Origin of the sequence: Rhodopseudomonas rhenobacensis (genome assembly GCF_014203125.1) — a bacterium.
GTDB classification, from domain to species: domain Bacteria; phylum Pseudomonadota; class Alphaproteobacteria; order Rhizobiales; family Xanthobacteraceae; genus Rhodopseudomonas_A; species Rhodopseudomonas_A rhenobacensis.
Genome location: NZ_JACHIH010000023.1, coordinates 17,911 through 37,126, shown reverse-complemented (window position 1 = coordinate 37,126; position 19,216 = coordinate 17,911). Strand labels below are relative to the sequence as shown.

Sequence of the window (19,216 nt, the reverse complement as noted above, 5' to 3'; positions counted from 1 at the left end):
CTGGTGAATCTAACTGCCGAAGGCGCTTCCGATGAGTCATACCGAACTTTCCGGCGTGGCGTCGTCGCCGGGCAGCCGCGCGCCGGCGACGCGGGCATAGATCCGCGCCACCGAGGCGTCGTCGTCGCGGCCCATGCCGGAGCCCGCGGTCATCAGAAACATCTGCAACGCCGCAGCGGCGAGCGGCACCGGAAACTTCGCCGATCGTGCCATGTCCTGCACGATGCCGAGGTCCTTGACGAAAATGTCGACCGCGCTCTTCGCCGTGTAGTCGCCGTCCAGCACATGCGGCACGCGGTTTTCGAACATCCAGGAATTGCCCGCCGAGGCGGTGATCACCTCGTAGACGCGGCGCAGATCGAGGCCCTGCTTGGCCGCAAACGCGATCGCTTCGGAGGCTGCCGCGATATGCACGCCGGCGAGCAGCTGGTTGATCATCTTGAACGCCGCACCTTGCCCGGGCTGGTCGCCGAGTTCGTAGAGCTTCGCCGCCATTGCATCGAGCGCGGGGCGCGCCTTGGCGAACGCGGCCGCGCTGCCGGAGGCCAGAATCGTCAATTCGCCTTGCGCGGCGCGTAGCGCGCCGCCGGAAATCGGCGCGTCGAGATAGAGCCAGCCGCCGGCCTCGATCCGCGCCGCCAGGCGACGCACGATGTCGGGGTCCATGGTGGCCGACGAGACGACCACCGCGCCTTGCGGCAAACTTGCGGCAACGCCTTCTTCGCCGAACAGGATGGATTCGGTCTGCGCGGCGTTGACCACCACGCTGACCACGACGTCGCAATCCCGCGCGGCCTCGGCCGGCGTCGCGGCACCCTGGCCGCCCTCGGCCACGAACCGCGCGACCGCGTCGGCGGAGACGTCGCAGCCGGTGACATTGAGGCCGCGGCGGCGCAGCGAACTCGCCATGCCGAATCCCATCGAGCCGAGGCCGATCACGGCGACGCGCGGCAGTGGCGAAGTGTCTGGCGGCATGCGAGGCTCCCTTCAGTTCCGCGCGTCATGACGGCCGCGCGCGGTCGCTTTCGGTATCACGGCGGCGCCGGCTTGCCAAAAACGATTCCACGAAGCGGGGCCGCGAAGGAGACGCCATGACCGAAGCCAGGTTGCGCGACCAGATCTGCCGGCTCGGCCGCTCGCTGTTCGAGCGCGGGCTGACGCCGGGCTCCTCCGGCAACATCAGTCTGCGCTGCGACGACGGCGGCTTCCTGGTGACGCCGACCAATGCGTCGCTGGGCTTCCTCGATCCGGCGCTGCTGTCGCGACTCGATGCCGACGGTCGCTTGTTGTCCGGCGCGCCGCCGACCAAGGAGGTGCCGCTGCACGGCGCCTTGTACGAGACGCGCGGCGCGTCGCGCGCGGTGGTGCATCTGCATTCGACGCACGCGGTGGCGCTGTCGATGCTGCCGGAGATCGACCCCGGCGCGGCGCTGCCGCCGCTCACCGCGTACTCGGTGATGAAGTGCGGCTGCGTGGCGCTCGTGCCGTATTATCGGCCGGGCGATCCGGCGGTCGCCGACGCCATCAAGGGCCTGGCCGGCAAATACTCATCCGTGCTGCTCGCCAATCACGGCCCGGTGGTCGCCGGCGACAGTCTGGAGGCCGCGGTGTTCGCCATCGAGGAGCTGGAGGAAAGCGCGAAACTCTATCTGCTGCTACGCGGCCTCAACCCGCGCTACCTGACGCCGGCGCAGGTGAACGATCTGGTGGCGACGTTCGGGCTGACGTTGCCGGAACAGGGGGATGAGCACGACGCCACATCATGCTGAGCGTCGTCATCCTGAGGTGCGAAGCCGCGGAGCGGCGAGCCTCGAAGGATGCGGCAACAGGTGCTTGCGGCCCATCCTTCGAGACGCCCGGCTTCGCTCTTCGAGCTACGCCGGGCTCCTCAGGATGACGGCTGCGGCCGGGAGTATGCTAACTAACTACAGCCCCAGATACGCCTTGCGGACGTCGGGGTTGTCCATCAGTTCGCCGGCGGTGCCCTGCATTAGGACGCGCCCGGTCTGCAGGATGTAGGCGCGGTCGGCGATCTCGAGACATTCCGCCATGCGCTGTTCGACGATCAGCACGGTCATGCCGGCGTCGCGGATCTTCTTCACCGCCTGAAAGATCTCGCTGACCAGCTTCGGCATGATGCCCTGTGAGGGTTCATCCAGCATCAACAGCCGCGGCCGGGTCATCAGCGCGCGGCCGATCGCCAGCATCTGCTGCTCGCCGCCGCTCAATGTCTCGGCGCGCTGCTCCAGCCGCTCCTGCAATCGCGGAAACAGTTCGAACACCAGCTTCAGCGGATCGTCGCGGTCGGCCTCGTGGCGGAACATGTAGCTGCCGAGCCGCAGATTGTCGGCGACCGACAGCCGCGGAAACAGCCGGCGGTTCTCCGGTACATAGGCGATGCCGCGCGCGGTGATGACGTGCTGCTGCAGCCCGTCGATGCGGCTACCGTCGAACGTCACGGAGCCTGAGCGCGGCCGCTCGGCACCGGCGATCGATTTCACCAGCGTGGACTTGCCGGCGCCGTTGGCGCCCGCCACCAGCACGATCTCGCCCTTGGCGATCTCGATGGTGACCTCGGAAATCGCGACCAGCCCCTGATAGGCGGTGGTGACCTCATGCACCGACAGCATGACGATCTCCCAAATAGGCGCTGATGACTTTCGGATCGCGAACGATATCGGCCGGCTTGCCTTCGACCAGCACCTTGCCGAGATCGAGCACGATGGCGCGATCGACCAGCGGCATTACGATTTCCATGACATGTTCCACCATCAACACCGTGACGCCGGTGTCGCGCGCGCGGCGCACCAGTTCGACGCCGGTCTGCGCTTCGACCGGCGTCAGGCCGGTGAGCACCTCGTCGAGCAACAACAGCTTCGGCTCGGTGGCGAGCGCACGCGCCACCTCGAGCCTGCGCTTCTCCGAGGGAATGAGTTCGCTGGCGAGCACATTGGCGCGCGCTGCGAGCCCGGCGAATTCCAGCACCTCATAGGCCTTGCGGCGGGCCTCGCGCATCACCGTGGTGCGGATCAACGCGCCGACGATGACGTTGTCGATCACCGTCATGGTCTCGAAGCTCTTCACCACCTGGAAGGTGCGGGCGATGCCGCGCTGACAGCGCTGCGCCGCCGGCAGCCGGGTGACGTCCTCGCCGTTGAACAGGATCGAGCCTTGGGTCGGCGGCAGCACGCCGGCGATCAGGTTGAACAGCGTCGATTTGCCGGCGCCGTTCGGCCCGATCAGTCCGACGATCTCGCCGGGCTCGACCGCGATCGAGATGTCGGAATTGGCGATCAGCCCGCCGAAGCGCTGCCAGACGCCTTTGGTCTCCAGAAGCGCGGTCATCGGCTGGCTCCCTTGCGTTTGCGCGAGAACAATCCGATCAGCCCTTCCGGCCGCGCCAGCGCGATCAGCACGATCAAGGTGCCGTAGACGATCAGGTCGACGCCGCGGCCGGAGCCGCCGATGAACGAGCGGGTCAGTTCGGTGAGCGGGATCAGGATCACCGCGCCGAGCACCGGCCCCCACAGCGTGCCGATGCCGCCCAGCACCGCCGGCAACGCCATCAGCAGCGAGAAGTGGAAGCTCATCACGCTTTCCGGATCGATATAGGAGACGAATTGCGCGTAGAAGCTGCCGCCGACCGCGGTGAGGAACGCCGACACCGCCGCCGCACCCATCTTGGAATTGAACACCACGACGCCGAGGCTCTCGGCGGCGTCGGGATTGTCCTTCACCGCGCGCCACCAATAGCCCCACTTGGAATCCTGCAGCCAGAAGGTGACCAGCCAGGCGACCACGCAGAACCCGAGCGCGAAGTAGAAGTAGGGCAGTTTGCTCCGGGTGAACTGGAAGGTCAGCCAGGAATCCGTGCGCACCGGAATGTCGATGCCGAGCGCGGCGCCGGCCCAGTCCCAGTTCAGGAACAGCAGGTAGGCAATCTCGGCGATCACGATAGTGGCGATGACGAAATAGTGCCCGCGCAGCCGGAAGCAGGGATAGCCCAGCGCCATCGCGATCACCGCGGAGATCAACCCGCCGCCGATCATGCCGAACCACGGCAGGACGCCGAATTTGGAGAACAGCAGCGCGGTGGTGTAGGCGCCGAGACCGAAATACAGCGCGTGGCCGAGCGAGATCTGGCCGCAATAGCCGCCGAGAATATTCCAGCTCTGCGACAGCGCCGCATACATCAGCGTCAGCACCATGATGTTCTGGACGTAGACGTCCTTGACGAACAGCGGCACCAGGGCGGCGACCGCGGTGAAGCCGGCGGCGAGCAACAGGTCGCGACGGCGGCGTTGGGCGAAGCTGTTGTCCATCAGATCGATCCGAACAGGCCGCGCGGCCGAATGAACACTACCAGGAGGTACACCGCGTAGATGCCGACCGATTTCAACGACGGCGGCAGGATCAGCGCGGTGGAGGCCTCGACGAGACCGACGATGATGCCGCCGGCAAAGGCGCCGAACACGCTGCCGAAGCCGCCGAGCGCCACCGTCACATAGGCGATCAGCGCGAACGAGGCGCCGACGTCGGGATAGATGTAGAAGAACATCGCCATGATCGCGCCGGCGAGTCCGACCAGGGCGGCGCCGAGGCCCCAACCCAGCGCGAACACCCGGTTCTTGTCGATGCCGACCAGCGCCACCGCGCCGGCGTCCTCGCGGGTGGCTTCCAGCGCGCGGCCGAAATCGGTTTTCTTAATAAAGAAGAACAGCGCGGTGAACGCCAGGATCGAGACGCCAGCGCCGACCAGCTGCGGCACCGGCAGATAGATGCCGCCGAACGAGATGGTCTGACCGCCGAGCCAGGAATGCGGAATGCTGCGATAATCCGGCGTGAAGAAGAACTGCGCGAGGCCGCGCATCACGATGGCGAGGCCGAAGGTGGCGAAGATCTGCACCATGCCGACATTGGCCTTGGCGCGCATCGCAAAGCGCACCACCAAGAGATAGACCACCGCGCCGAACACGAACAACGCCGCCGCGACCAACGGCGCGGCAAGCAAGGGGTCGATCGCGAAGAACGCGAACAGGAAGAAGGTGACGTACATCGCGATCATGAGGAACTCGCCATGGGCGAAGTTCACCACGTCCATCAGCCCGAAGATCAGCGCGAGACCCGCCGCGATCAGGCCGTAGAGCAGACCCATCAAGAGGCCGCTGGCGAGCGATTGAATGATGGTGGCGGTGGTCAAAGGCTTTGCTCCAGCGGCAGGTTCGTGGGATCCGACATTGTCATCGCGAGTTCGCTGCTGGTCGTGAGACCGACCTGTATGGATGAGCCGTTCACTGCTGATTTCAATGTCGAGGTTGACCGGCGTGGTGCGGCATACCCTCCCTCGCCCCGCTTGCGGGGAGAGGGTGGCGTGACAAGCGCAGCTTGTCGCGCCGGGTGAGGGGGCGCCGCGTTTCGATGAAGCGCCCCCTCACCCGACCCGGCTTCGCTTACGCTTCGCCGGGTCGACCTCTCCCCGCAAGCGGGGAGAGGTGAAGTCCGCGCGCGCATCGAGCGTTCGGTCGCAACTTGTCGCATCAGGTGCTTACTTCATCGGCCAGACGGCTTCGGCCACCGCGGCCTGCGGCGGCGCGATGGTGACGAACTTGCCGCCGTTGTATTGCAAGAGCACCGGGTCGGCGAAGTTGTTCTGGCCCATCTCGTCGAACTTGACCCGGCTCCACGGCATGATGGTCTGTTCGCCCGGCATGTCGGTGGCGACCAGCGCCTCGCGGATCTTCTCGCCGTCGATCGACTTGGCGCGGTTGATGGCGTCGGCCATCACGATCAGGCCCATGAACTGCCGCGACGAATAGTCGTTGAAGTCCTTGCCCGAGCGCGCCTTGTACATGTCATTGATCTTGCCGACCATCGGCCGCTTGGCGGCGAGATCGAGCGAGAACGAGCCGCGCGAGATCACGCCCGGGATCTTGTCGCCGACCGCGTCGTACAGCGCCTTCTCGGAGAAGCCGGCGTCCTGCGCCACGATGTTCTTGGCCTTGTAGCCGAGCTCGCCCATGGTCTTGATCAAGAGAATGCCGTCGGTGGTGTAGCTCGACGGCATCAGCACGTCGGCGTCGGCGGCCTTGAGCTGCTGCACTTCGGCGGTCAGCGACGGCGAGTTGGCGCGATACTTGATGTCGGCGACCACCTTGTAGCCGCGCTCGGCGGCGAGCTTGAGCTGCGCGTTCGACGAGTCGGTGCCGAAGATGGTGTCCTCGTGGAACAGCGCCAGGGTCTCGATCTTCTGGCCCTTCTTCTTCTGCGCGTCGAAGAAGTCGAACATCGCGGTGGAGAACATCTCGTCGTGCGGCGCGGCGCGGAAGTAGAATTTCAGGCCGCGGCGATGCAGGCTCGGCGAGGAGTTGTCGGCAGAAATGAACGGGATCTGGTAGCGCTCGCAGATCTGGCTGACGGTGACCGCCACCGAGCTCTGATAGGTGCCGACGATGGCGCAGACCTTGTCCTGGGTGATCAGCCGCTCGGCTTCGGCGCGGCCCTTCTGCGGATCGGCCTGATGGTCGGCGAACACCAGCCGCACCTTGGCGCCGCCGAGGCCGGACAGGCCTTCGCCCTTGGCCAGCGGCAGGTCGAAATCGTAGTTCTTGTTGATCAGGTCGGCCGCGGTCTCGAACGCCTTCTGGGCGTCGACGCCGATCTGCGCCGAGGCGCCCGACAACGGATAGATCACGCCGATCACCACTTCGGCGGTCTGCGCCCGCGCCGCCAGCGGCAGCAAAGCGACGGAGGCGGCGCCTCCAAGCAATACGTCTCGGCGATTGAGTATCATGCTGGGATCCTTTTATTTACCGGCGATAGCGATGAGATACTTCGGATGAGAGGGGAAGCCTCAAAGAACGGCAAGCTGCTTATTCTTGAGGTCGGTGACAAGCATCAATCCGGGCGAATGGGTGATCGCGAACGGCACCCGCGCCGCGGCGATCACCGCTTGCGGAGTGACGCCGCAAGCCCAGAATACAGGAACTTCATCGTCTTTGATCAGCACCGGATCACCGTAATCCGGTTTTGCGATATCTGTGATGCCGATCGACTGCGGCAGGCCGAGATGCACCGGCGCGCCGTGCACCGAGGGAAACCGCGAGGTGATCTGCACGGCGCGGATCGCGTCCTTGGGCTTCAGCGGCCGCATCGACACCACCATCGGGCCTTCGAACGGCGCCGACGGCACGCAGGCGATGCTGGTGCGATACATCGGCACGCGGACGCCCTGTTCGATGTGACGGATCGGCAACTCGTCGGCCATCAGGGCTTCCTCGAACGAAAACGAGCAGCCGATGACGAAAGCAACCAAATCATCACGCCAATGCGCCATGATGTCGGTCGGCTCGTCGGTCATCTCGCCGTCGCGCCAGACCCGGTAACGCGGCAGGTCGGTGCGGATATCGAGGTCGAGACCGAGCGAGGGGATTTTCGGGTTGCCGACCTCGGACATGCCGATGATCGGACAGGGCTTGGGGTTGAGCTGGCAGAATCGGTGGAACGCCGACGCGAGTTTTTCCGGCAGGATGGCGAGGTTGCCCTGCACGTAACCCGGGGCAAGTCCCGCGGTCTGCTCGGCATTTCCCGCCCGGCAGGCGAGCCGGGCCTGGTATGAAGGTGAGGTCGAGGCCGCGTTAGACGCATGCGGTGCTGTCAAAACGGTCATAAAAGGATCCTGCCTATAATCTCGACAGCAATGGAGCCTAGGCCTACTATAAAGTCTAATCTTCTCTTTTGATCAATGTCGATAAAATTATTTTATCTGACAAAGGGTGCCGCAAATGCCTGACTTCAAGGCCATCGAGACCTTCCTGTGGGTGGTGACGCTCGGCAGTTTCCGCGGCGCCGCCCAGAAACTCAACACCACGCAGCCGGCGATCTCGCAGCGCATCGCCCAGCTCGAGCGCGAACTCGGCGTCAAGCTGTTGCAGCGCGATCACCGCAGCGCCTCACCGACGCCGAGCGGCCGGCAGATGATGGTGTATGCAGAGAAGCTGATCGGGCTGCGCTCGGAGATGCTGGCGGTGGTCGGCGATCGTTCGGCGATGCGCGGCGTGCTGCGGCTCGGCGTCGCCGAGACCATCGTGCACACTTGGCTGCCGCAGCTGATCAAGAGCGTGAACCGCGCCTATCCCAATCTGTCGCTGGAGATCGAAGTCGAAATCACGCCCGATCTGCGCGCCCGGCTGATGGCGCAGGAGATCGACTTGGCGTTCCTGCTCGGGCCGCTGCCGGACCCGACGGTGCGCAACCGGCTGTTGTGCGATTACCCGGTCGGCTTCCTGGCGAGCCCGTCGCTCGGGCTCGGCCAAGGCACTCTGACGCTGCGCGATTTGGCGAAGCATCCGATCATCACCTTCCCGCGCAAGTCGCAGCCCTATGAGACCATCCGCTCGCTGTTCAACCGGCCGGAGCTGCCACCGATCCGGCTGCACGCCTCGGCGTCGCTCGCCACCGTGATCCACATGGCGGTGGAAGGCTTGGGCATCGCGGTGATTCCCACCGACATCGTCGAAGCCGAACTCGCCGACGGCCGGCTGCAGCTTCTGAAGACCGACCTGCACATTCCGCCGCTGACGTTTTCGGCGAGCTGGCTGGATTCCGCCGACACCACCGCGGTGGAACGCGTCGCCCATCTCGCCAGCGAGATCGCCGAGGTCGGCGGCTTTGCCGGACAGGCCGCGCCGGCCAAGCCGGAGCCGCAGCCCGCGATCAAACGCGCCACGCACGAGCCGATTGGTTGACGCGGCGGCGTCACCGCGTCATGGACAAGGTAGCGTATGGACAAGGTACCGTCCGTTCGATGACGCGCGCCGCAATCGGGACCTTCGCATGAGCAAACTCGCCTCCAATCTGCAGATCGACACCGCACGACTGTGGAGCACCATCCACGACACCGCGACATTCGGCGGCACGCCGAAGGGCGGGGTGCGGCGGCTGACGCTGAGCGCCGAGGACAAACAGGTGCGCGACTGGTTTCGCCAAGCGCTCGAGCAGGCCGGCTGCGAGGTGCATGTCGACACGCTCGGCAACATGTTCGGGCTGCGCCGTGGCCGCGATATGTCGAAGCCGCCGATCGGGCTCGGCTCGCATCTCGACACCCAGCCGACCGGCGGCAAGTTCGACGGCATCTTAGGCTCGCTCGCAGCGCTCGAAGTGGTGCGCACGCTGAACGACGCCGGCATCGAAACCGAGCTGCCGCTCTGCGTCGCCAACTGGACCAACGAGGAAGGCTCGCGCTACGCGCCGGCGATGATGGGATCGGCGGCCTATGTGGGCGACTTCACGCCCGAGGATATTCTGGCGCGCAAGGACATTGACGGCATCAGCGTCGCCGAGGCGCTCGATGCGATCGGCTATCGCGGCGACACTCCGCTCGGCGCCCAGAAATTCACCTCGTTCGTCGAGCTGCACATCGAGCAGGGGCCGATCCTGGAAGCCGAAAACAAGACCATCGGCGTGGTGGATTCCGGGCAGGGCGTGCTGTGGTACGACGGCAAGATCACCGGCTTCGAAAGCCACGCCGGCTCGACGCCGATGCAGTTGCGCCGCGACGCGCTAGGCGCGCTGTCGGAGATCGTGCTGGCGGTGGAGCGGATCGCCACCGAGCTCGGCCCCAAAGCGGTCGGCACCATCGGCGAAGCGGTGATCGCGCGGCCGTCGCGCAACGTGATTCCCGGCGAGATCGCCTTCACCATCGATATGCGCAGCGCCGAGGCCTCGATCATGGATTCGCTCGACAAGAACGTGCGTGCCGCCGCAGTCGAGATCGCCGCGCGCCGCAAGGTCGAGATCGCGCTCGACCTGGTGTGGCGGATCGAACCGACGCATTTCGACCCCAAATTGATCGACGCGGTGCAGACCGCGGCGTCCGACCTCGGCTACAGCCATCGCCGCATCACCTCGGGCGCCGGCCACGATTCCTGCAACCTCGCCACCATGATGCCGGCGGCGATGATCTTCGTGCCGTGCAAGGACGGCGTCAGCCACAACGAATTGGAAGACGCCAAGGAGGCCGATTGCGGCGCCGGCGCCAACGTGTTGCTGCACACCGTGCTGGCGCTCGCCGGCGTGGCGAAGTAAGCGGCGGAAATCGCAATGCACGCGGTCTTTGTCGACGCCAGCGAAACGCTCGGGGATCTGTTCGAGACGATCTCGACGCCGCTCGATCTGCCGATGATCATCAACCGCGACCCCGACGTCACGCCGCGGCAATTGCCGCGCGTGCTGTTCGGCAACGCCGCGATCGCGATCATCGACCACACCGCGCTGCCGACCGAGATCGCGCGGCAATGCATCGGCCTCAAGCACGTGGTGTTTCTCGGCACCGGCGCGCGCAGCTACATGAACCCGGAAGAACTCGCCGAACTCGGCATCGCCGTGCATCTGATCCGCGGCTATGGCGACACCGCGGTGGCGGAATGCGCCATCGCCCTGATGTGGGCCGGCGCGCGCAATCTGGCGACGATGGACCGCGAGATGCGCGCCGGCAATTGGCTGCGCGAGGACGGCGTGCAGCTCACCGGCAAGACCATCGGGCTGATCGGCTTCGGCGGCATCGCCGCGGAAGTGGCGCGGATCGCACTCGGCTCCGGCATGAAGGTGATCGCCTGGAATAGGACGCCGAAGCAATATGAGGGCGTCGATTTCGTCGACATCGAGACGCTGCTGGCGCAGAGCGACGTGGTGTCGCTGCATCTGTTGCTCAACGACGAGACCAGAGGGTTCTTGTCGCGCGAAAAAATTGCCACGATCAAGCCCGGCGCGATCCTGGTCAACACCGCGCGCGGCGCGCTGGTCGACGAGGCGGCGATGATCGACGCGCTGCGCTCCGGGCATCTGCGCCACGCCGGGCTCGACGTGTTCGACACCGAGCCGTTGCCGGTCGGCCATCCGCTGACCCGGCTGCCCAACGTCACGCTGTCGGCGCACTCCGCGTTCCGTACACCCGAAGCCAGCGCCAACCTGGTCGAAGCGGCGCTGCAACACTGCCGGCGCATCGTCGCGGAAGCGGTGGGGAGCTGAGGCTGGTTCTAAGAGCCGAGCGTCGACTGATTTAAGACCGGCGCGGCAAACGTCCCTCGCCCCGCTTGCGGGGAGAGGGTGGCGTGACAAGCGAAGCTTGTCGCGCCGGGTGAGGGGGCGCCGCGTTATGCCATGCCGGGGGGAGAGGTGAAATTCGTAGTCGCATCGATGCTTACTTAGAGGTAACCATCCACCGCAGTTAGCACTATTGCCCTTATAAAATAGGCGCGGCGAATGAATCTCCGGTGATCCGAATCAAAGTATCCTGTCTGTCGCCATGACACACTTAGTTCGTGGACGCGGGCGCGCGTCGCGAACGGAAGCCCTTGGCGGACGGCGAAGGAGAAGTGTCGGATGAAGGACTGGTTCGCAATTCTGGCTGTGGCCCTGGTGGTGGTCATCGGTTCTGCCGCCGGTCTCTCCGGCACGCTGATCTTTCTGCTGACATTTTTGATCGCTCGCTATCTCTTGGTGGCGCGCGATATCGGCTTCGCGCAGGCCTGGCGCCAGCTGTCGTCCGGGCCGCAAAGCAACTTCCTGCACGGACTGAAAGCGATCTTCGCCGACGCCGAGAAACTCGGCAAGGTCGCCACCGTGGCGACCGCAGTGACGGCTGCGTGGCTGGTGCTGCCATTGGCCGATGTGGTGATCGTGCTGGCGATCGCTTTGCTCTGGTCCGTCGTCGAGCTGAAGCGGCCGCGGCGCGCGCGCTATCCCGCCGCCGCCCGGCATAACGGAGGGTTCGCGGGCGGGCCGGTGCTGCGCGTGGTGCCGGCCGCCGCGGCCGAGACCGCGCCGCAGTGGTCCGCGGCGGAGGTGGTCGCCGCCGCGCCCCCCGCAGTTTCAGAGTTAGAAGTATCAGAACTCATCGCCGCGGCTGCGCCGCCCATGCCGCAGGCGGAAGCAATCACAGCCGCGCCGGGGGTGACGTCGACGCCAAACGCCAGCGACGTGCTCGTCGTATCCGCGCCGACGTTGATGCCGACGCCGGCGCCGAGCGGCCAGCCGGATAAGCCTGCGCGCCAGCGGCTGCTGCGCAAGCCGGTGCGACAACGCCAGCCGCGCCAGCCGAAGCGGCAGCCGCGCGCGATCCGGCCGCCGGAGCAACCGCCGAGGCCGGCGCTTAAATTGCGACCCGCAAACCCGCTGCAGCGGCGCGCCGCGCGGCAGCAATTGCCGCGGCTCGATCGTCGACCGGACCCCAACCGACCGCCGTCAAAGCCGCCGCGTGTTGCCCTGCGTAACGACCGGCCGCTGCGACGTGCGCTGCGGCTGCCGACGCAACGTCCGCATCATCCGCTGCGCCGCCGCCCCAAAAGCCACCGCTGACAAAGTTTGGTGATGCCGCGGTCCCAATTGCGGGATGCTCGGCGAGCAGAATGTCACCTTCGCCGGTCTTCGCACCGTCATGCTCAATCTGACAGCATGATGGCAGACGCCTCTATCACTTGCACCGACCGCATGCAGTTGCGGCGGTTGACAGTCCACCATCCGATGCACCAGCTTGCGTCGACATTGGGGGGACGCGCGTGACATCTGACGATTTGATCCGGGCGACGGCGTGCGACGTCGTCGATAAGCTCAACGCCGGCGAAGTCACGCCGCTGCAACTACTCGATGCGTTGGAGGCGCGGATCGCCGCCGTCGACGGCGCGGTCAACGCGCTGCCGACGCGCTGCTTCGAGCGCGCGCGCCGTCACGCTAGCGCATTGATGCAGCGCCCGCTCGGCGATCGCGGGCTGCTCGCCGGCCTGCCGCTGCCGATCAAGGACCTCACCGACGTCGAAGGCGTGCTATCGACGCAGGGATCAAAGATCTTCAAGGATCACATCCCGGCGCGCTCCGATCTGATGGTCGAGCACCTCGAAGCCAACGGCGCGGTGATCTACGCCAAATCCAACACGCCGGAATTCGGCGCCGGCGCCAACACCTTCAACGAACTGTTCGGCGCCACGCGCAATCCGTGGGACCTGTCGCGCTCGGCGGCGGGCTCCTCCGGCGGCGCCGCGGTGGCGCTCGCCACCGGCATGGCCTGGCTGGCGCACGGCTCCGACATGGGCGGCTCGCTGCGCAACCCGGCGAGCTTCTGCGGCATCGTCGGGATGCGGCCGAGCGTGGGCCGCGTCGCGCATACGCCCGCCTTCAAGATCGATCGCACGCTCGGCGTGCAGGGCCCGATGGCGCGCAACGTCGAAGATCTGGCGCTACTGCTCGACGCGATGAGCGGCGAATGCGCCGCCGATCCGCTGTCGCTGCCGTCGCCGGCCGACTCGTTCCGCAGCGCCGCGCGTTACGGCAAGCCGCCGCGGCGTGTCGCCTATTCGCCGGATCTCGGCATCACCCCGGTCGATCCGGAGGTCGCGGCGATCACCCGCAAGGCGGCGCTACGCTTTGCCGAAGCCGGCGTGGTGGTCGAGCTGGCGCATCCGGATCTGCGCGAGGCGCACGAGTGCTTCCAGGTGCTGCGCGCGTTCGATTTCGCGATCAGCAAGGCCGAGCTATTGCGCGACTGCCGCGACCAGCTGAAGCCGGAAGTGGTGTGGAACATCGAGCAGGGGCTGAAGCTCACGGTCGACGATCTGACGCGCGCCGAGGCGCAGCGCGTCGCGATGGCGGCGCGGACGCTGGAGTTCTTCGAGACCTACGATCTGTTGCTGACGCCGGCCACCATCGTGTCGCCGTATCCGATCGAGCATCGCTACGTCGCCGAATGCGACGGCCACTGCTTCGACAACTACGTCGAGTGGCTGGCGATCGTCTATGCGATCACGCTCGTATGCTGCCCGGCGCTGTCGCTGCCCTGCGGCTTCACCGCCAGCGGCTTGCCGGTCGGCCTGCAGATCGTGGCGCCGCCGCGCGGCGAGGCCCGGCTGTTGGCCGGCGCGCTGGTGCTGGAGGAGATTCTCGGGCTGCGTGGCACCACGCCGATCGAGCCGCGCAAGGCGCTGCAGCCCGCGGAAATGTGATCGCGGCGGCGTGCGGCGCCGCCGCCGCTATGGCACACTGCGCGCGCACCCCGAGAGGAGCGAGCGACCATGAGCGACGAGCCGCCGTCCGAGTCGAAACTGACGCAAAGCAAGCAGCGCTGGGCGCGCGAGGGCAAGTTTCTCACCGGCCTCACCGCGCGGCCGGCCGAGCAGCGGCTGCCGCCGGGTCAGCATCTCACCCGCGACTGGCCGGTGCTCGACCTCGGCATCGTGCCCGAGATCGGCCGCGAGCGCTGGCGGCTCGACGTCCATGGCGCGGTGGAGGCGCCGCTGTTCTGGGATTTCTCGCAGTTCATGGCGCAGCCGCAGGCGCAATTTGTCTCCGACATTCACTGCGTCACCACCTGGTCGCGCTACGACAACCAGTGGCAGGGGCTGGCGACGCGTGAATTGCTGGCGGCGTGCCGGCCGCATGCCGACGTGCGCCACGTGTTGCTGCACAGCTACGACGGCTACACCACCAATCTGTCGTTGGAGGATTTCGCCGCGGAGGACGCGCTGCTGGCGCACGCCTGGTCCGGCGCGCCGCTGACCGCGGAGCATGGCGGCCCGGTGCGCCTGGTGGTGCCGCAGCTCTACTTCTGGAAAAGTGCCAAGTGGATCCAGAGCATCGAATTCGTCGCCGCCGACGCGCCGGGCTATTGGGAGGTGCGCGGCTATCACAACCGCGGCGACCCCTGGCTGGAGCAGCGCTATTCGACTGATTAGTTTTCCGCGACCGATGGAGCCCCGCCGTGCCGATTGAGCGCTTTCGTTTTCCCGGCAGCGACGGCGTCGAATTGTCCGCCGCGCTCGACCTGCCGGACGCCGCGCCGCGCGCTTACGCGCTGTTGGCGCATTGCTTCACCTGCGCCAAGGATGGCCTCGCGGCGCGGCGCATCGCGCTGTCGCTGGCGGCGCAAGGCATCGCCGTGCTGCGGTTCGATTTCACCGGGCTCGGCGACAGCGACGGCGAGTTCGCCAATGCGACGTTCTCCTCCAACGTCGCCGACCTGGTGCTCGCCGCGGACCATCTGCGCGCGCACTACAAGGCGCCGGCGCTGTTGATCGGCCACAGCCTCGGCGGCGCCGCGGTGCTGGCCGCGGCGGCGAAGATCCCCGAAGCCAAAGCGGTGGTGACGATCGCCGCACCCTCGGACCCCAGTCACGTCACCAAGCTGTTCGCCGATCAGCTCGACTCCATTCGCACAACCGGCGCGGGCGAAGTGTCGCTGGCGGGGCGGCCGTTCACCATCACGCGCGACTTTCTCGACGACATCGCCGAGCACAAGCTTCTGCAATCGGTGGCAGCGCTGCACAAGGCGCTGTTGATCCTGCACGCGCCGGGCGACGACACCGTCGGCATCGACAACGCCACCAAGATCTTCCTCGCCGCGAAGCATCCGAAAAGCTTCGTCTCGCTCGACGACGCCGATCATCTGCTGACAGATCGCCGCCACGCCGCCTATGTGGCCGAACTAATCGCCGCCTGGGTGGCGCGCTATCTCGATCCGGTGGCGACGTTGCCGGCGGCCGAAAGCCTCGACGCGCCGCGCCGCGTTGTGGTGAGCGAAACCCGCCAGGGCAAGTTTCGGCAATCGATCAAGCTCGGCCCGCATCGCATCGCCGCCGACGAGCCGATCGAGGCCGGCGGCGACGATTCCGGCCCCGGGCCGTACGACCTGCTGATCGCCGCGCTCGGCGCCTGCACAGCGATGACGATAAGGCTTTACGCCGATCGCAAGGCGCTGCCGCTCGACCGGGTCACGGTGTCGCTGGCGCACAGCAAGATCCACGCCGAGGACTGCGCCGAGTGCGAGACCAAGACCGGCACACTCGACCAGATCGAGCGGCTGATCACGCTCGACGGCGCGCTCGATGCCGAGCAGCGCGGCCGGCTGATGGAGATCGCCGACAAGTGCCCGGTGCATCGCACGCTGACTTCGGAGATCCGCATCGTCACCCGCGCCGTGCCGCGCGCGTAAAGACCGCGTAATCAACAAGGACGTTTATGCCGCGCTTCGCCGCCAATCTCACCATGATGTTCACCGAGCTGCCGTTCCTCGATCGCTTCGAGGCCGCGGCGAAGGCCGGCTTCAGCGCGGTGGAATTCCTGTTTCCCTATGAGCATCCGGCCGAGGCGATTGCCGAGCGGCTGAGGCGCCATGGTCTCACGCAGGCGCTGTTCAACCTGCCGCCCGGCGATTGGGCGGCGGGCGAGCGCGGCTTCGCGGCGCGGCCGGACAAATTCGCCGCGTTGCAGGCGAGCCTCGTCGCCGCGCTGAGCTACGCGCAGGCCACCGGCGTCACGCGGCTGCATCTGATGGCGGGCCTCGCCGACCGCAACGATGCGCTGGCCGTGGTGGCCTATCGCAAGGCGGTCGCGGTCGCCGCGCATTTCTTCGCGCCGCACGGCATCGACGTGCTGATCGAGCCGATCAACGGCCGCGACGTGCCGGGCTATTTCCTCAACGACTTTGCCTTCGCGCGCGATGTGATCCTCGATCTCAAGATCCCCAATCTGAAACTGCAGTTCGACATCTATCACTGCCAGATCCTGCACGGCGACGTCACCACGCGGCTGCGCGAGCTGCTGCCCTTGATCGGCCATATCCAGATCGCCAGCGTGCCGTCGCGGAGCGAGCCGGACGATGGGGAATTGAACTATCCGTTCCTGTTCGCCGAACTCGACCGGCTCGGCTACGACGGCTATGTCGGCTGCGAATATCGGCCGCGCGGCGCCACGCTCGACGGGCTCGGCTGGTTCGCGCCTTACGCGGGACGGGCGTCGTGACGCTTCAACTCGGCTGCATCGCCGACGACTACACCGGCGCTTCCGATCTCGCCAACACGCTGACGCGGCAGGGGCTGCGCACCGTGCAGAGCATCGGCGTGCCGGCCGACGATCTCGCGCTGCCCGAGGTCGACGCCGTGGTGGTGTCGCTGAAAAGCCGCTCGATCGCGGCCTCTACCGCGGTGGAAAAATCCCGCGCCGCGGCGCAATGGCTGCGCGGCCGTGGCGCTAAGCATCTGTTGTTTAAGATCTGCTCGACCTTCGATTCCACCGATGCCGGCAATATCGGCCCGGTGCTCGACGTGCTGCGCGATGATGCTGGCGAGGCCATCGTGCTGGTGACGCCGGCATTTCCGGAGACCGGTCGCAGCGTCTATCAGGGCCATCTGTTCGTGGGCTGCGTGCCGTTGCACGAAAGCCCGCTGAAGGATCACCCGCTCAACCCGATGCGGGATTCCAATCTGGTCCGGGTGCTGGGGCGGCAGAGCCGTCACAAGATCGGCCTGATCGATCTCGCGACGGTGGCCCGCGGCGCCGATGCGGTGCAGGCGCGGCTCGATGAACTCGCGGCTTGCGGCGTCAGTGCGGCGATTGCCGACGCGGTGTTCGAGCGCGACCTCGAGACGCTCGGCGCGGTGGCGCTGCGGCACGGCGTCTCGGTGGGGGCGAGCGGGCTCGGCCTTGGGCTGGCGCGAGCGCTGCGGGCGAATGGCGGCATCGCGGCGCGAGCGGCTTTGTCCGAAGCCGAGCCCGCGGTCGGCGGCGCCGCGGCGTGTCTCGCCGGCAGCTGTTCGCAGGCGACGCTCAATCAGATCGCCTGCGCCGAAGCCGTGATGCCGGTGCTCCGGCTCGATCCTGAGCAACTGATAGCAGGCGGCGCCGAAGTGCAGCGCGCGCTCGCGTTTGCGCGCGAACGGATCGGGCAAGGGCCGCTGCTGATCGCGTCGAGCACAACGCCCGATCAAGTGGCGGCGCTGCAGGCCCGCCACGGCCGCGACTTGGCCGGCCACGCTATCGAGCAGGCGATGGCCGAGATCGCCGCGGCGCTGGTCGACGCCGGCGTGCGGCGGCTGGTGATCGCCGGCGGCGAGACCTCCGGCGCGGTGGTCGATCGGCTTGGGCTGCCGGGCTTTCTGATCGGCGCCGAAATCGCCGCCGGCGTTCCGGTGCTGCGCAGCGTCGGCGCCGGCGCGCCGATGCTGCTGGCGTTGAAGTCGGGAAATTTCGGCGGCCCGGAGTTCTTCACCGATGCGCTGCGCCTGATGCGGTAGCGGCTGCGATGGTTGTGCCGTCACGCTGAGGTGCTCGCCGTCTTCGGCGAGCCTCAGGGTGCGGACGCTCGGGCGTGTCGCCCATCCTTCGAGACGCCCGGCTTCGCTCTTCGAGCTCAGCCGGGCTCCTCAGGATGACGCGAAGTTGTGGCGGGGGCATCAACAATTCTGCCAGCATGGACAACCGCGCGCGAAAACTCGAAGATGCCTGGCGCGTAGCAGCCAAAATTCCATCGCGCGGGATCAACCGCGCGCAGCAGAGGACATCATGCAGTTCAAACACGTGACACTCGATATCGACGGCGCGGTGGCGATCCTCAGACTTGACCATCAGGAAGTCATGAACGCGATGTCGGTCGACATGCTCGGCGGCTTCGCCGAAGCGCTCGACGCGATCGAGGAGGATAAAGCCAAGGTGCGCTGCCTGGTGCTGACCGGCGCCGGTCGCGCGTTCTGCACCGGCGCCAATCTGCAGGGTCGCCTCAACAAGCCCGGCAAGGCCAACGCCGGCGCGGCGCTGGAGACCGCGTTTCATCCGTTGCTGCGCCGGTTGCGCAATTGGCATTGCCCGATCGTCACCTCGGTCAACGGGCCGGCCGCCGGTGCCGGCATGAGCTTCGCGCTGATGGGCGACATGATCCTGTGCGCGCGCTCGGCGTATTTTCTGCAGGCGTTCCGCCGCATCGGCCTGGTGCCGGATTGCGGCTCGACCTGGCTGCTGCCGCGGCTGATCGGCAAGGCGAGGGCGCTCGAATTGTCGCTGCTCGGCGACAAGCTGCCGGCGGAGACCGCGCTGCAATGGGGGCTGGTCAACCGGGTCTATGACGACGCCGCATTGTGGGACGAGACGATGAAGCTCGCGCACGACTTGGCCAATGGCCCGACCGTGGCGCTGGCGCTGATCCGCAAACTCTATTGGGACAGCGAGGAGAATTGCTACGAGCAGCAGCTCGACCTGGAATGCCAATCGCAACGCATCGCCGGCGCCACCGCGGATTTCAAGGAAGGCGTCAGCGCGTTCCTCGACAAACGCGCGGCGAAGTTTCAGGGCAGGTAGTTCAGAACGGGCGCAGCTGTGGAAGGGCGCGGGTCGTTTGCGATTAGCAATGCGCCGTCATCCTGAGTGTCTGACCGAAAAAATCAGGCATTCAATCCGTCAT

18 protein-coding genes are annotated in these 19,216 nt (G+C 66.6%); 11 read left to right on the top strand and 7 right to left on the bottom strand.

Annotated features, from left to right (window positions below; translation table 11 throughout):
- Window positions 1-36: 36 nt before the first annotated feature.
- Window positions 37-975 (bottom strand): L-threonate dehydrogenase, encoded by a 939-nt coding sequence (gene ltnD, locus HNR60_RS16655; protein WP_184259484.1) that lies wholly within the window; start codon window positions 973-975, stop codon window positions 37-39.
- Between the two features lie 116 nt (window positions 976-1,091).
- Here ltnD and otnC point away from each other — a divergent pair, with 116 nt between their 5' ends.
- The gene (otnC, locus tag HNR60_RS16650) at window positions 1,092-1,769 is read left to right on the top strand and encodes a 3-oxo-tetronate 4-phosphate decarboxylase (protein WP_184259482.1); all 678 of its coding nucleotides are present in this window, start codon (window positions 1,092-1,094) and stop codon (window positions 1,767-1,769) included.
- A gap of 156 nt (window positions 1,770-1,925) precedes the next feature.
- On the opposite strand, the gene HNR60_RS16645 is transcribed toward otnC, so the two are convergent.
- From HNR60_RS16645 to HNR60_RS16620, 6 genes are all read right to left on the bottom strand, one after another.
- Window positions 1,926-2,630: an ABC transporter ATP-binding protein gene (locus HNR60_RS16645; RefSeq protein ID WP_184259480.1), complete on the bottom strand. Its 705-nt coding sequence runs from the start codon at window positions 2,628-2,630 to the stop codon at window positions 1,926-1,928.
- Window positions 2,614-3,345 (bottom strand): ABC transporter ATP-binding protein, encoded by a 732-nt coding sequence (locus tag HNR60_RS16640; RefSeq protein ID WP_184259478.1) that lies wholly within the window; start codon window positions 3,343-3,345, stop codon window positions 2,614-2,616. The genes HNR60_RS16645 and HNR60_RS16640 overlap by 17 nt, the downstream gene beginning before the upstream one ends.
- Complete coding sequence (locus HNR60_RS16635) at window positions 3,342-4,322, bottom strand: branched-chain amino acid ABC transporter permease (RefSeq protein ID WP_184259476.1); 981 nt, start codon at window positions 4,320-4,322, stop codon at window positions 3,342-3,344. Before HNR60_RS16635 ends, HNR60_RS16640 begins: the two co-directional genes overlap by 4 nt.
- Window positions 4,322-5,200: a branched-chain amino acid ABC transporter permease gene (locus tag HNR60_RS16630; protein WP_184259474.1), complete on the bottom strand. Its 879-nt coding sequence runs from the start codon at window positions 5,198-5,200 to the stop codon at window positions 4,322-4,324. Before HNR60_RS16630 ends, HNR60_RS16635 begins: the two co-directional genes overlap by 1 nt.
- Before the next feature lie 345 nt (window positions 5,201-5,545).
- Entirely contained in the window at window positions 5,546-6,790 is a 1,245-nt protein-coding gene (locus tag HNR60_RS16625) for an ABC transporter substrate-binding protein (protein ID WP_184259472.1), read from the bottom strand.
- 60 nt (window positions 6,791-6,850) lie between these two features.
- Entirely contained in the window at window positions 6,851-7,666 is an 816-nt protein-coding gene (locus tag HNR60_RS16620) for a putative hydro-lyase (RefSeq protein ID WP_184259470.1), read from the bottom strand.
- A 115-nt stretch (window positions 7,667-7,781) separates the two neighbouring features.
- Here HNR60_RS16620 and HNR60_RS16615 point away from each other — a divergent pair, with 115 nt between their 5' ends.
- From HNR60_RS16615 to HNR60_RS16570, 10 genes are all read left to right on the top strand, one after another.
- Complete coding sequence (locus HNR60_RS16615) at window positions 7,782-8,744, top strand: LysR family transcriptional regulator (protein ID WP_184259468.1); 963 nt, start codon at window positions 7,782-7,784, stop codon at window positions 8,742-8,744.
- Between the two features lie 88 nt (window positions 8,745-8,832).
- Window positions 8,833-10,083 (top strand): Zn-dependent hydrolase, encoded by a 1,251-nt coding sequence (locus tag HNR60_RS16610; RefSeq protein WP_184259466.1) that lies wholly within the window; start codon window positions 8,833-8,835, stop codon window positions 10,081-10,083.
- Window positions 10,084-10,098: 15 nt separating this feature from the next.
- Window positions 10,099-11,025, top strand: a complete 927-nt coding sequence (locus HNR60_RS16605; RefSeq protein ID WP_184259464.1) for an NAD(P)-dependent oxidoreductase — start codon at window positions 10,099-10,101, stop codon at window positions 11,023-11,025.
- 354 nt (window positions 11,026-11,379) lie between these two features.
- A complete protein-coding gene (locus tag HNR60_RS16600; protein WP_184259462.1) occupies window positions 11,380-12,354 on the top strand; it encodes a hypothetical protein in 975 nt (324 codons plus the stop codon).
- Between the two features lie 200 nt (window positions 12,355-12,554).
- Window positions 12,555-13,991: an amidase family protein gene (locus HNR60_RS16595; protein WP_184259460.1), complete on the top strand. Its 1,437-nt coding sequence runs from the start codon at window positions 12,555-12,557 to the stop codon at window positions 13,989-13,991.
- Window positions 13,992-14,060: 69 nt separating this feature from the next.
- Window positions 14,061-14,720 (top strand): sulfite oxidase-like oxidoreductase, encoded by a 660-nt coding sequence (locus tag HNR60_RS16590; RefSeq protein WP_184259458.1) that lies wholly within the window; start codon window positions 14,061-14,063, stop codon window positions 14,718-14,720.
- Between the two features lie 26 nt (window positions 14,721-14,746).
- A complete protein-coding gene (locus HNR60_RS16585) occupies window positions 14,747-15,976 on the top strand; it encodes an alpha/beta fold hydrolase (protein ID WP_184259457.1) in 1,230 nt (409 codons plus the stop codon).
- 26 nt (window positions 15,977-16,002) lie between these two features.
- Window positions 16,003-16,785, top strand: a complete 783-nt coding sequence (gene otnI / locus HNR60_RS16580; RefSeq protein WP_184259455.1) for a 2-oxo-tetronate isomerase — start codon at window positions 16,003-16,005, stop codon at window positions 16,783-16,785.
- Window positions 16,782-18,056, top strand: coding sequence for a 3-oxo-tetronate kinase (gene otnK / locus HNR60_RS16575; RefSeq protein ID WP_184259453.1), 1,275 nt, complete (start codon window positions 16,782-16,784; stop codon window positions 18,054-18,056). The genes otnI and otnK overlap by 4 nt, the downstream gene beginning before the upstream one ends.
- A 268-nt stretch (window positions 18,057-18,324) precedes the next feature.
- Window positions 18,325-19,113: an enoyl-CoA hydratase/isomerase gene (locus HNR60_RS16570; protein ID WP_184259451.1), complete on the top strand. Its 789-nt coding sequence runs from the start codon at window positions 18,325-18,327 to the stop codon at window positions 19,111-19,113.
- The last annotated feature ends 103 nt before the right edge of the window (window positions 19,114-19,216 follow it).